Annotated in this window: 13 protein-coding genes; 7 read left to right on the top strand and 6 right to left on the bottom strand. The window is 62.2% G+C overall.

Annotated elements, in window-relative coordinates:
- The first annotated feature begins 75 nt into the window (after positions 1 to 75).
- The 3 genes from J6497_RS02320 to J6497_RS02310 all read left to right on the top strand — a co-directional run bounded on the left by J6497_RS02320 (position 76) and on the right by J6497_RS02310 (position 3,249).
- Positions 76 to 1,461: an ABC transporter substrate-binding protein gene (locus tag J6497_RS02320; RefSeq protein ID WP_225702594.1), complete on the top strand. Its 1,386-nt coding sequence runs from the start codon at positions 76 to 78 to the stop codon at positions 1,459 to 1,461.
- A 70-nt stretch (positions 1,462 to 1,531) separates the two neighbouring features.
- Complete coding sequence (locus tag J6497_RS02315; protein ID WP_225702593.1) at positions 1,532 to 2,401, top strand: carbohydrate ABC transporter permease; 870 nt, start codon at positions 1,532 to 1,534, stop codon at positions 2,399 to 2,401.
- Positions 2,398 to 3,249: a carbohydrate ABC transporter permease gene (locus tag J6497_RS02310; RefSeq protein WP_225702592.1), complete on the top strand. Its 852-nt coding sequence runs from the start codon at positions 2,398 to 2,400 to the stop codon at positions 3,247 to 3,249. Before J6497_RS02315 ends, J6497_RS02310 begins: the two co-directional genes overlap by 4 nt.
- Before the next feature lie 4 nt (positions 3,250 to 3,253).
- On the opposite strand, the gene J6497_RS02305 is transcribed toward J6497_RS02310, so the two are convergent.
- The 5 genes from J6497_RS02305 to J6497_RS02285 form a co-directional block, all read right to left on the bottom strand.
- Complete coding sequence (locus tag J6497_RS02305) at positions 3,254 to 4,069, bottom strand: ABC transporter permease (protein ID WP_225702591.1); 816 nt, start codon at positions 4,067 to 4,069, stop codon at positions 3,254 to 3,256.
- The gene (locus J6497_RS02300) at positions 4,069 to 4,983 is read right to left on the bottom strand and encodes an ABC transporter permease (protein WP_225702590.1); all 915 of its coding nucleotides are present in this window, start codon (positions 4,981 to 4,983) and stop codon (positions 4,069 to 4,071) included. The genes J6497_RS02305 and J6497_RS02300 overlap by 1 nt, the downstream gene beginning before the upstream one ends.
- Positions 4,980 to 6,152: an ABC transporter ATP-binding protein gene (locus tag J6497_RS02295; RefSeq protein WP_376708149.1), complete on the bottom strand. Its 1,173-nt coding sequence runs from the start codon at positions 6,150 to 6,152 to the stop codon at positions 4,980 to 4,982. The genes J6497_RS02300 and J6497_RS02295 overlap by 4 nt, the downstream gene beginning before the upstream one ends.
- A gap of 154 nt (positions 6,153 to 6,306) precedes the next feature.
- Positions 6,307 to 6,447, bottom strand: coding sequence for a hypothetical protein (locus J6497_RS02290; RefSeq protein WP_225702589.1), 141 nt, complete (start codon positions 6,445 to 6,447; stop codon positions 6,307 to 6,309).
- A gap of 515 nt (positions 6,448 to 6,962) precedes the next feature.
- Entirely contained in the window at positions 6,963 to 9,653 is a 2,691-nt protein-coding gene (locus tag J6497_RS02285) for a sensor domain-containing protein (RefSeq protein WP_225702588.1), read from the bottom strand.
- 237 nt (positions 9,654 to 9,890) lie between these two features.
- On the opposite strand from J6497_RS02285, the gene J6497_RS02280 reads away from it, so the two are divergent.
- On the top strand, positions 9,891 to 10,988 hold the full coding sequence (locus tag J6497_RS02280; protein ID WP_225702587.1) for an NAD(P)/FAD-dependent oxidoreductase: 1,098 nt from the start codon (positions 9,891 to 9,893) through the stop codon (positions 10,986 to 10,988).
- Positions 10,989 to 11,082: 94 nt separating this feature from the next.
- Here the strand turns inward: J6497_RS02280 and J6497_RS02275 are convergent, their stop codons facing one another.
- On the bottom strand, positions 11,083 to 11,268 hold the full coding sequence (locus J6497_RS02275) for a YdcH family protein (RefSeq protein WP_225702586.1): 186 nt from the start codon (positions 11,266 to 11,268) through the stop codon (positions 11,083 to 11,085).
- 244 nt (positions 11,269 to 11,512) lie between these two features.
- On the opposite strand from J6497_RS02275, the gene J6497_RS02270 reads away from it, so the two are divergent.
- From J6497_RS02270 to J6497_RS02260, 3 genes are all read left to right on the top strand, one after another.
- Positions 11,513 to 11,719: a YdcH family protein gene (locus tag J6497_RS02270; RefSeq protein WP_225702585.1), complete on the top strand. Its 207-nt coding sequence runs from the start codon at positions 11,513 to 11,515 to the stop codon at positions 11,717 to 11,719.
- Positions 11,720 to 12,043: 324 nt separating this feature from the next.
- On the top strand, positions 12,044 to 12,241 hold the full coding sequence (locus J6497_RS02265) for a hypothetical protein (RefSeq protein ID WP_225702584.1): 198 nt from the start codon (positions 12,044 to 12,046) through the stop codon (positions 12,239 to 12,241).
- A 62-nt stretch (positions 12,242 to 12,303) separates the two neighbouring features.
- Positions 12,304 to 12,555: a hypothetical protein gene (locus J6497_RS02260; RefSeq protein WP_225702583.1), complete on the top strand. Its 252-nt coding sequence runs from the start codon at positions 12,304 to 12,306 to the stop codon at positions 12,553 to 12,555.
- The last annotated feature ends 1 nt before the right edge of the window (position 12,556 follow it).

Genomic DNA, 12,556 nt, shown 5'->3' with positions numbered 1-12,556 from the left:
GATCAGGCCGCAGCCATGCGCTAGTCTTTTATCCAACCGGTTAAAAAAAGCCGGCATCAAGACAGGGAGAAGAACGTGAAGTTCAAGGTGATTGCTGCGTTTTCTTTCGCGGTCGCTGCCGTCGGGCTGATCCACGCGACCGCGCCGGCAATGGCGCAGGAGAAGAAGATCACGGTCTGGTGGGGCAAGGGCTTCTACAAATCCGAGGACGACGCGCTCCTCGAGGCGATCAAGAAGTTCGAAGCCAAGACCGGCATCAAGGTCGAGCTGTCGCAATACGCAATCCAGGACATGATCCCGAAGACGGTGGCCGCGCTCGATTCCGGCACCGTGCCCGACGTCGCCTATTCCGATACGTATGACGTGCAGGCCGGCGGCAAATGGGCGTTCGAAGGCAAGCTCGAGGATCTCTCGGACATCCTGCTGCCGATGAAATCGGCCTTCGCCCCGAATACGTTGGAGACCGCTTACCTCTACAACGACCAGACCAAGAAGAAGGGCTATTACGGCTTCCCGCTGAAGCAGCAGAGCATGCATGTGCAGATCTGGGGCGACATGCTGCAGCAGGCCGGCTTCAAGCCGAGCGATATCCCGACCAAATGGGCGGATTACTGGTCGTTCTGGTGCGACAAGGTGCAGCCGGCGATCCGCAAGGCGACCGGCAATCGCATCTACGGTGTCGGCCAGCCGATGGGCGTGGAATCGACCGACTCGTTCCAGTCGTTCTACACCTTCATGGACGCCTATGACGTCAAGCTCGTCGACGACGACGGCAAGCTCCTGGTCGACGCTCCCAAGGTGCGCGACGGGCTGATCCACGCGCTGAAAGATTACACCGACACTTACATCAAGGGTTGCACGCCGCCATCCTCGACGACCTGGAAGGACCCGGACAACAACGTCGCCTTCCACAACAAGACCACCGTGATGACCCACAACTTCACGATCTCGATCGCGGCCAAATGGTTCGAGGATTCCAACAACCAGGCTTTGACCCCGGAGCAGCGCGCCGCCGGCAAGAAGGCCTATGAGGAAACCATCATCACGTCGTCCTTCCCGAACAAGCCGGATGGCACGCCGATCAAATATCGTTCCGACGTCAAGACCGGCGTGATCTTCACCGCTGCCAAGAACAAGGCCGAGGGCAAGGAGTTCGTCAAATTCCTGCTGCAGGAGGAGAACCTCGGACCCTATGTCGAGGGCGCGCTCGGCCGCTGGTTCCCGGTCACGGTCGCTGGCCAGAAGAGCCCGTTCTGGCAGGCGGACCGGCATCGCAAGGCGGTCTACACCCAGTTTACCGGCGGCACCACGCCGTTCGACTTCACCAAGAACTACAAGTTCACGATCCTGAACAACGAGAATGTCTGGGCCAAGGCCATGAACCGCGTCGTCAGCGAGAAGGTGCCGGTGGACAAGGCGGTCGACGAACTGATCGCCCGCATCAAGCAAGTCGCGGGCTGACGTCAACAAGTCGGCCGCGGTCGCCGCGGCCGGCTTCCCTACCACGGCGATGTAGGACGCGATGTAAGACATGGCGATCACGCTTTCCGATCACGCGGTCCCGCGCCCACCGCTGTCGGCGCGGCTGTCGACGCCGCAAGCCTGGGGCATCCTGCTGCTTGCGCCCTATACGCTCGTGTTCCTGGCGTTCGTGGTCTATCCGATCGGTTACGGGCTATGGCTCGCGCGCCATCCGGAAAGCTATGTCGCGCTCTATAACGACCCGATCTTCGCACGCGCCGCGGTCAACACGCTGATCTTCCTGGTCATCGGCATCAACATCAAGATGCTGGTCGCGCTGTTCCTGTCGGGCTTCTTCGTTCAGCAGCGCGCCTGGATCAGGTGGCTGTCGGTATTGTTCATCCTGCCTTGGGCGGTGCCGTCGATCCCGACCATCCTGTCGGTGCGCTTCATGCTCAATCCGGAATGGGGCGTGATCAACCACCTGATTTTCCAGTTCACCGCCGACGACGGTCCGAACTGGCTCAACGATCCCACGGTCGCGCTGACCATGGCGATCGCCGTCCACATCTGGAAGTCGCTGCCGTTCTGGACGCTGATCCTGATGACCGGGCGGCTCGCCATCTCCAATGATCTGTTCGAGGCGGCCGCCGTCGACGGCGCAAGCTTTTGGCAGAAATTCCGCTACATCACCTGGCCATCGATGCGGACGCTGTATGTCACCTGCACGCTGCTCTCGATGATCTGGACGCTCGGCGACTTCAACAGCGTCTATCTCTTGACCGGCGGCGGGCCAGCCGACCTCACCCATGTGCTGTCGACGCTCGGCATCCGCTATCTCCGGCTAGACCAGCTCAATCTCGCAATGGCCTCGATCGTCTGCGCGCTGCCGCTGGTGCTGCCGCTCGTCTATTTCATGATGAAACGGTTGTCGCGATGAAGCTGCCTACCCTGCGCGAGATCGGCACCGAGGCCAAGCTGCTCCTGATCGGCATCCCCGTCCTGATCTGGACGTTGGTGCCGATCTACCACATGTTCCTGTTCGCGATCTCGCCGAAGGAGGACGCGTTCTCCGGCAAGCTCTGGCCCGACCACCCGACGCTGCACAATTTCGAGATTGTGTTCCGCCAGCAGCACTATTTCCTGCGGGACTTCTGGGTTCAGTTCGGGAATTCGACGGTGATCGCGATCGCGACGGGCGCACTGACGCTGTTCATCGCCACATCAGCCGCGTTCTCGATCTCGCGATTGCGCGCGCCCGGCGGCCGCGCCGTGATGAATCTGGCGCTGTTCACTTATTTCATCCCGGCCGCGTTCCTGGCCGTGCCGATGTACCGCACCATGGGCAATTACGGATTGCTCAACAGTCACTGGTCGCTGATCCTGGCGATGGTGACCATCGCCTCACCTTACGCGATCTGGGTGCTGAAGCAGGCATCCGACAAATTGCCGGTTGAGCTCGACGAAGCCGCGACCATGGACGGCGCGACCACGCTGCAATTGTTCCGCCTGGTCTATGTGCCGCTGATGATGCCCTCGCTGGTCGCGGTCGGCACCTACGCAATCCTGCTCGCCTGGAACGAATATCTCTACGCGTTCCTGCTGCTGTCAAAGGACACCGACATCACCCTTCCGGTCGCGCTCGGCAACTTCCTCGCCGCCGACGATTCGCCCTGGGAGCTCTTGATGACGACGGGCTTCATCTACGCGCTGCCGCCGGCCGCCATCTACTACGCCTTCAAGCGCTACATGGTCGGCGGCCTCACCGCGGGCGCGGTGAAGTCGTGACCGCTCACAGCGGCACGGCGCTCTCGCCCTGGGAACTCGACAGTTTCGAGGCGAACGAGGCGGCTACGATCAGCACCGCGATCAATGCGATCACCAGGGTAGAGATCGCGTTGATCTCCGGCTTCACCCCGAGCCGCACTTCCGAATAGATCCGGATCGGCAGCGTCGCCGAGCCCGGACCGGTGGTGAAGCTTGCGATCACGACGTCGTCGAGCGACAGCGTGAAGGCGAGCATCCAGCCGGCGACAATGGCGGGAATGATCAGCGGCAGCGTCACCATCAGGAATGCCTTCACCGGATTGCAGCCGAGGTCCATCGCGGCTTCCTCCAGGCTGCGGTCGAGCGACGTAAGGCGCGACTGCACCACCACGGTGACGAAGCACATGGTCAGCGTGGTGTGTGCGATGGTCACCGTCCAGAAGCCGCGCTCGGCGTTCAGCGCCACGAACAAGAGGAGCAGCGAGAGGCCCGAGATTACCTCCGGCATCACCAGCGGCGAATAGAGCATGCCCGAGAACAGCGCGCGGCCGGCAAAGCGTTCGCCACGCGCCAGGCCTATGGCCGCGAGCGTCCCGAGCAGCGTCGCCAATGTGGCGGAAACCGCAGCAACGCGCAGGCTCATCCAGGCGGCTTCGAGCATGGCGCGATCGTTGAAGAACTCGACGTACCAGCGCAGCGACCAGCCGCCCCACACGTTCACCAGCCGCGACGCATTGAACGAATAGATCACGAGGATCACGATCGGCAGGTAAAGGAACGCCAGCCCGAGCGCCAGCGCGGTCATGTTGAAGCGCGAAAGCCGGTTCACGGTGTGCGCCATCAGTGTCGGCCCTCAACCTGCCGGCGCTGCAGCCGGTCATAGAGCACGAGCGGCGGCACGAGCAGAAGCAACAGCGCAATCGCGACGGCAGACGCCACCGGCCAATCCTTGTTGGTGAAGAATTCGAGCCAGAGCGTCTGGCCGATCATCAGCGAATTGGAGCCGGCCAGGAGATCGGGGATCACGAACTCGCCGACGATCGGAATAAAGCACAGCAACACCCCTGCCCCGACGCCCGGAAGCGACAGCGGAAACGTCACGAGCCAGAAGGCCTTCCACGGCGAAGCGCCCAGATCTTCGGCGGCTTCCAGCAGCGCGCGGTCCATTTTTGCGAGCGTGGCGTAGAGCGGCAGGATCATGAACGGCAGATAGGAATAGACGATGCCGATATACATCGCGGTGTCGGTCGAAAGCCAAGTGACCGGCTCGGACACCAGGTGCAAAGCGAGCAGGATCCGGTTGAACAAGCCGTCATGCTGCAAGATGTTGATCCAGGCATAGACACGGATCAGGAACGACGTCCAGAACGGCACGATGACCAAAGTCATCGCGAGACCCTGCCAGCGCTGCGGCAGCCGCGCCATGCCGTAGGCGATGGGATAGCCGATCAAGATCAGGATCAGCGTCGATGTCGCGGCAACGACGAGGCTGCGGAGATAGGACAGGATGTAGAGATTGTCAGAGAGCAGCAGCCGAAAATTGTCCAGCGACAGTTCCTCGAACGCAGCCTTCAACGCTTGCCACCCCTCGCTCAGGTCGAATACTGGCGTATAGGGCGGCTGTGCGATCGCGGTCTGCGACAGGCTGATCTTCAGCACAAGGCCGAACGGCACCAGGAAAAACAGTGCCATCCAGAGATAGGGTGCGATGGCGGCATAGCGCGCCGGACGGGCAAAGATGCGGCGCGTGCTCATTGCTGGAGCACCATACCGTCGTCGGGCGCAAACCAGGCCGCCACGCGTTCGCTCGAGCCATAGCCGTCCAAATCAAGCCGCGCGGTATTGGCCATCACCGAGCGCACCACGGCGCCGTTGTCGAGCCTGATCCTGTACGCGGTCAGGCCGCCGAGATAATTGATCGCCGCGACCTCGCCCTCGAACCGGTTGATCGCTTGCAACGCGTCGACGCCCGACGCCAGTCCACGTCGTGACAATTTGATTTTCTCGGGCCGGACCGCGACGGTAACGGTCTCTTTCGTCACCGGCTGGCGAGGTTCAGCCACGGTGATGATCCCGGCTTCGCGGGTCGTGACCTTCAGTCTGCCGTGCTCGCGGGAGATGACCTGCCCTTCGAACAGATTGACGTCGCCGACGAACTCGGCGACCCAGCGCGAAGCTGGCGCCTCATAAAGATCACGCGGGGTTGCGACCTGCGCCAGGCAGCCAGCGTCCATCACCCCGATCCGGCTCGCCATCGCCATCGCTTCTTCCTGGTCGTGCGTGACGATGATGAAGGTCATGCCAAGGCGGCGCTGCAGTTCCATCAATTCTGCCTGCGTGCTCTCGCGCAATTTCTTGTCGAGCGCGGCCAAGGGCTCGTCGAGCAGCAGCACCTGCGGCCGGCGCGCCAGCGAGCGCGCCAGGGCCACGCGCTGCCGCTGGCCGCCGGAAAGCTGGTCGGGCTTGCGTTTCTCCATCCCCTCGAGCTTGACGAGGGTCACCATCTCGGCGACGCGAGTCGCGATCTCGCCGCGCTCCATACCGGCACGCCGCAAGCCGAAGGCGATGTTGTCATACACCGAGAGATGCGGAAACAGCGCATAATTCTGGAACATGATATTGACGGGCCGCTCATGCGGCATCACCTGCGCGATGTCACGGCCAGCGAGCAGGATGTGTCCCTCGTCCGGGGCCTCGAATCCCGCAAGCATGCGCAACAGCGTGGTTTTGCCGCAGCCGCTCGGGCCAAGCAGGGCGAAGAATTCACCGGCGCGGATATCGAGCGAGAGCTGATTGACCGCACTGAAGTTGCCGAACCTTTTCGTGATGCCCTCGATGCGCAGCAGCGGCATATCGGTCACCCTCTGCGGCACGGTTTTTTCCGTCGTCGAATGACTTGCGCTGTTCGCCAGTTCCTCAGCCATGATTTCCTTTAGCCCGATCGTGACCGCAAGCTAGCGGCGGATCGCCACTGGCTCAACCGCTTCACGCGGCGTCTTCCGCAATATTGTTGTCGCAGCCGCCTCTGCCAGATTTCGCCCTCACGTCAGGAGGACGGATGATGAACCGGGACCGCTGTCACCTGCCGCTGACGACCGCTTCCGATCGCGCCGCGGCGTCTACCGTGATGGCATCGAGTGCATCCTTGCGGCTTGGCATGGCGCGGATGCGGCCTTTGATGCGGCCATCGCCGAAGATCCCGATTTCGCGCTGACGCATGTCGCGCGCTCGCGTCCATCAGATCAACATGGAAGGTGCTGCGGCCCGCTAGGGCGTGTACTCACACATCCGAATTTCGGTCGGAGAACGGGTCGTCTGGTCGCTCGCGCATACCAGGCGGACTCGGAGGTCGGTTCTCAGGGGCGTTTCCTGACGATTCCATCTCTTTCGAGGGCCTGAGCGATCTGCTCGAGGATTGCTTCTGTCGAGTCCTGGTCCGATGCCATAACCGGATTTGCCAAACTGCTTTGCGCTGGAGCTGGCTGCTCGTCCGGAGACCTCTTCACCTTTGGCGAGAGCTCGCCGAGTTCCTGCTCGACGCGGCTCCAATCCCGCTGATCCACGGCATCCTCCGCACTGACCGATTACAAGACTACAGTGCGAGATCTTCGACGAAAAAGTAAAAGACGCCTGATGGTTAAGACTGGACTAAACGGGCCGCGAGGACAGCACACCCGTGTCATAACGCTCTCGCGTGGAGGAGATGAAGGCTCGGGCAACGAAATCTAACCGGACTAGCCGGTCTTGCGGACGAGCTCCACGACGTTGCTGGGGTCGCCGACCAACGCCGCGTACTGACCGACCGGCGCCGGTTTACCGATCAGGTAGCCCTGCACGGCGTCGCAGCCCTCCTTTGCCAGGAAGGCGAGCTGCTCCTCAGTTTCCACGCCCTCGGCGACGATCGACATCTGCAAACCGTGACCGAGATCGATGACGGCGCGGACGATCGCAGCCGATTGCGGATTGCGGCCGAGATTGATGACAAAGGCGCGGTCGATCTTGATCTTGTCGAAGGGAAACGCCTGCAGATAGCTCAGCGAGGAGTAGCCACTGCCGAAATCGTCCATCGAGATGCGCACGCCGAGTGCCTTCAGCCGCCTGAGCAGCGCAAGCCCGCGATCGAAATCCTCGATCAGCACACCCTCGGTGATTTCAAGCTCGAGCCTGTCCGGCCGCAAGCCGGTTTCGAGCAGGATCGAGTGCACGAGGCCGACCAGGTCGCCGTGCATGAACTGCGCCGGCGAGAGGTTGACCGCGATCTGCAGCGGCTGCTTCCAGGATGCTGCTTCGCGGCAGGCCTCGCGCAGGATCCATTCGCCCATCTCCACGATCAGGCCGCCCTCTTCCGCAAGCGGAATGAAATCTGCAGGCGAAACGAAGCCGCGCGCCGGATGCTGCCAACGTGCCAGGGCCTCGAAACCAATCACGGTGCTCTCGGCGGCCGTTGCGGCCGCCCCAGCCAACGGCTGGTAGTAGAGCGACAATTCGCCGTTCCGGATCGCGGCGGAGAGATCCTGATGCAGCACGCGCCGATCTCGGATCTGCTGGTCCATTTCGGGCTCGTAGATCGAGATCGTGCCGCGCGATTTCGCCTTCGCCCGGAACAGCGCCGCACCGGCATTGGCGAGCAGCGAGGCCGCATCCGAGCCATTATGCGGGAACACCGAGATGCCCGCGGTGACGCCGGTGCGAACCGATTTACCGTCGATCGAGAATTCCTGGGCGAGCGCCTGCGCCACCTGCTCGGCGAGGACGATGCCGGCGGCTGGCTGCTTGCCGTCGATGATCAGGCCGAATTCGTCGCCGGACAGGCGCGCCACCACGCCGCCGCGCGCCGCGGCCTGCAGGCGCTGGGCCACCTCGATCAGCAATTTGTCGCCGACGGCATGCCCGAACACATCATTGATCTCTTTCAGGCCGTCGAGGTCGACGCAAAGCACGGCGAATTCCTCGTCGGTGCCGCCACAGGCCTCGATCATCTGCGCCAGCGCCTGCAGGAAGGCGGCACGGTTCGGCAGGTCGGTCAAACCATCGTGATAGGCCATATGGGCCATGCGCGATTCGGTCTGGCGCCGATCGGTGACGTCCTCATGCGTCTTGATCAGGTATTGCGGCTCGCCGTGCTCGTCGAGCACCGTCATCCGGCGGGTCAGGAACAGCCGCAAGCCGTCCTTGGTCGAGATCGGATGTTCCTCGGTGAGCAGGCCGCGTTTCTTGATCGCGGCCTCGTCGCGCGCGATGATCAGCTTGGCCTCGCGCGGATTGAAGATATCCGTTGCAGTCAGCCCGGTGGCGTCCTCGCGCCTGCGGTTGAGGATGGTCTCTGCCGAACGGTTGGCGAGCAGGTATCGGCCGTCGCTGACGCGCTCGACGATCAGCGAGACGGGAATGTTGTCGACCACGAGCTCCAGGAATTTCTTGGCGTTCTCCAATTCCCGCGACAGCGAACGGCGGTCGGTGACGTCATCGAACAAGGCGATCAGGAATTTCGGCTCGCCGTTCTCGTTGCGCGCGATCACGCGATTGGAGGCCAGAATGCGCCGCTCCGAGCCACGCTGGACCCAGAACTCGTTGCGGAAAGCGCCTTCCGGCGCCTCCAGCGCCGCCTTGTCGGCGGCGCCGATGCTAGCCGCCGTCTCGGGATGAAAGATCTCCTCGGCACGCTTGCCGACGATGCGATCGCGCGAGAAGCGCGAGAACCGCTCAAAGGCGCGGTTGGCGAAGATGTAGCGGCCGTCCTCGATGTTTTTCGCGGCCACACAGACCGGTACGTTGTCGAGCACCGACTCCAGGAACTGGGTGGTGGATGCGAGCTTGCGCGACAGATGCCGCTGGTCGGTGCAGTCCTCGTGCGTCGCGATCGATCCACCATTAGGCAGCCCGAAATGCCGGACCACGACCGATTTGCCGTTGGGCAGTTCTGTCACCATGCCTTCGGGATCGGCCGCCCGGGTGTAGAACTCCGCAGGGGTGACATCCAGTAGACCGCGCCTGTAGCGCATTTCCAGCAGTTCGGGCCCGGTCATGTTGCGCGGTATGTCAGAGCGCGACAGACCATAGATCTCAAGGTACCGGTCGTTGCAGAACACGATCCGCTTTTGCTCATCGGTCATCACCACGCCCTGGTTCAGATGGTTGAGGGCGGAGCTGACGAAAGCACTGCGCCGGAGTTGTACGCGCTGCATCCTTCGCAGCGCCGAAAGCACCGAGAACGTGATCGCACCGAGGAAGGAGGCGACGACGATGCCGCCGATCAGAAGCTCCCAGAGCAGGTCGGGGGCAAGCGTACCGGTATGGGTCGACGGTGCAAAGCCGGCGGCTGCCGCAAGAGCCAGTCCAGCCGACGCAACGGCGGCGACAAGACACACGACGGCCAGCGCCGGAATCAGATTCCCCCCGCCTGCCTGCCCCTTCTTGCCAGCCATTCCGTCACCTTGCGGATTTCCGCATTACAGTGTCTGGCCTTGGCCGTTTGGATCGGGTAAACGCCGCGTGATGCAACCGGAAAATGTGGCTTAATTTGGGGCAATTGCCCTGACATGATTAATACCGCACTAATGGCGGTGCGTCGCGACTCCCATTTCGAGGCGTTGCCACGAAGGCACGGATAGACAACAAGCAACAGAACCCTATTCGCGCCATTTCCCGGACTTGAAGGATCCATGGACAGAGTTGATTGCGTCGTCATCGGAGCGGGTGTGATCGGGCTTGCCGTCGCACGCCGCCTCGCACAAGCAGGGCGCGAAGTGATCGTGCTGGAAGCCGCTGAGGGGATCGGCACCGTGACCTCCTCGCGCAACAGCGAGGTGATCCATGCGGGCATCTACTACCGCGCCGGCAGCCTGATGGCGCGAATGTGCGTCAGCGGCAAGCACGCGCTTTACTGCTATTGCGAGGACCATGGCGTTCCCTATCGCAATTGCGGCAAGCTGATCGTCGCGGCCACGCCGAAGGAGACCGAGAAGCTGCAATCGATCCGCGCCCATGCCGGGGCCAATGGCGTGCTCGATATGCAACTGCTTTCCGGCGAAGCCGCCCGCGCGCTGGAGCCCGCGCTGAACTGCGACGCGGCGCTGTTGTCGCCGTCCACCGGGATCATCGACAGCCACGCCTACATGCTGGCGCTCAGGGGCGATGCGGAGGCCTGCGGCGCGGCATTCGCGTTCCACACCCCGCTGCTCCGCGCCAAGGCCGCGGCCGGCCGGATCGAGATCGAAGCCGGCGGCGAGGCGCCGATGACGCTGGAATGCGACTTGCTCGTCAATGCCGCAGGCCTTGGGGCACCAGCGGTCGCCCGGGGCATCGAGGGCATGCCGCTCGAGTTGATCCCATGTGCCTATCTCGCCAAGGGAAACTATTTCAGTTGCAGCGCGCGGGCGCCGTTTTCGCGGCTGATCTACCCGGTGCCCGAGCCTGGCGGGCTTGGCGTGCACCTCACCCTCGACATGGCCGGGCAGGCTCGCTTCGGACCGGACGTGGAATGGGTGGAGAGCATCGATTACGCCGTCGATCCCGCGCGCGCGGACCGCTTCTATCCGGCAATCCGCAAATACTGGCCCGGACTCCCTGATGGCGCGCTGATGCCAAGCTATTCCGGGATTCGGCCGAAGATCGTTCCACCGGCGGTTGCAACGCAGGATTTCCTGATCCAGGAGCCGCGTGATCACGGCGTCACCGGATTGATCAATCTGTTTGGTATCGAATCCCCAGGGCTGACATCATCGCTCGCGATCGCCGACTATGTCGGCGATCTCGTGTGAGCGGTCGCAGCAACAGCTTCTCTTGCGGATGAGCGCGTCGGCGCCCATCCGGCATCAAGAGGTGTGCGTTGCGATATGTTACCGGGGGGGCTGGCTAGTGGACAGTTTCGTCGGCGGAATGTCTCAACCGCTCGATCTCGTCCTTGACCATCAATTTGCGGCGCTTGAGTTCGGTGATTTGCAGGTCGTCTGTAGATAGGTGCAAGAGCGCTTCGTGGAGTTCGCTTTCGAGAATTTTGTGCTTGCGTTCCAGTTCAACCAGATGCGCCTCGATTGCCATTACGAAATCTCCTCGGTGGGTTAAACCTCAATTTCGGGCAGGACAAAGAAGTGTACACCAGCCAAATAATCTGTCGATGGGGATTGCGAATCAGCGATACGACAATTTCGGAGTTATCTGTAACAGAGCGTGCCTATGGAACCGTCTTAACTTGCGCAGCGAGCGTGGAGGGAGGATATTTCGGCACGCTGATACCGAGCGATCGGGCCACAACTCCACCGTGCTTATTTCTTAGTGCACAGCCATGACCGACGAAGATGAGCGCGAACTCCACGCAGAGCTTGCACGGCTGCAGCAGGAGCACCGCGATCTCGACGCGGCCATCGACGCGCTGCATCAGTCACCGGCGCCGGATCTGCTGATGCTGCAGCGGCTCAAGAAGCGCAAGCTGCAATTGCGCGATCGTATCGCCTTCATTGAGGATCAGATCACGCCCGACATTATCGCGTGAGCTGTTGGCGTTCTCCACTTTGTCATTCTCCACTTCGTCGTCATTCCGGGGCGTCCGAAGGACGAACCCGGAATCCATCGGGCCGCGCGCGTAAGTGGCGAAACGGATTCCAGGCTCGCGCTTCGCGCGCCCCGGAATGACGAGTTGAGGGATCCTTGCACGGAGTCGCTGACAGCGCGCATTGTTTGACTGTCCCCGACATCCACAGGCGGCTGCGACAATCCCGTCGCAACCGATCGTGAGATCTTTTCGCCCACTTGACTCCAAAAGAACAAAAGAGGAACATTACTCTGGTCGCCAGCCAGAACCGGAAGGAGCTTCGCCATGCCCGTGCCGTCATTGTTCTCCGACAACAACCGCTATGAAGAGGCCTGCGACCAGGCGATCGCGATGTGCGACGGTAATCTGCGTAGCACCATCAAGGCGCTGATCATGGCCAACGAATTTCTCGAGACGGAGGTCGCGGAATTGCAGGACGCGCTCGCGACCTGTTTTGAGCAGGCCAAGAACGACGCCGCCTGAGGCGAGCCAGAGCTTCGGTTCTGGGGCCCACGTCGCTCGAAAACGCTCCAAGGAGCACGCCGATGGCCGATATCACCTATTACGTTGCACTGCCTTTTGTGCAGGACGACCGCGGTGAATTGGTCGCGGGCAATGCCGAGGAGTGTCAGAGTGCCGCCACCGCGCTGCGGCGCGCCGAGATGATGTCGCGGATGCCGGGCAGTATCGGCGCGGTCGCTTTCAGTCGCACCGGCGACCCCATGATCGGCGAATTCGGCGATGCGCGGCTGTTGCGGAAATTTGGCAACGTGCCGGACGATCTCGGCGGCCTGTGAA

The organism is Bradyrhizobium cenepequi, from assembly GCF_020329485.1.
Classification (GTDB): Bacteria; Pseudomonadota; Alphaproteobacteria; order Rhizobiales; family Xanthobacteraceae; genus Bradyrhizobium; species Bradyrhizobium cenepequi.
The sequence above is the reverse complement of the archived record's forward strand: the minus strand, read 5'-3'. Positions and strand labels throughout refer to the sequence as shown.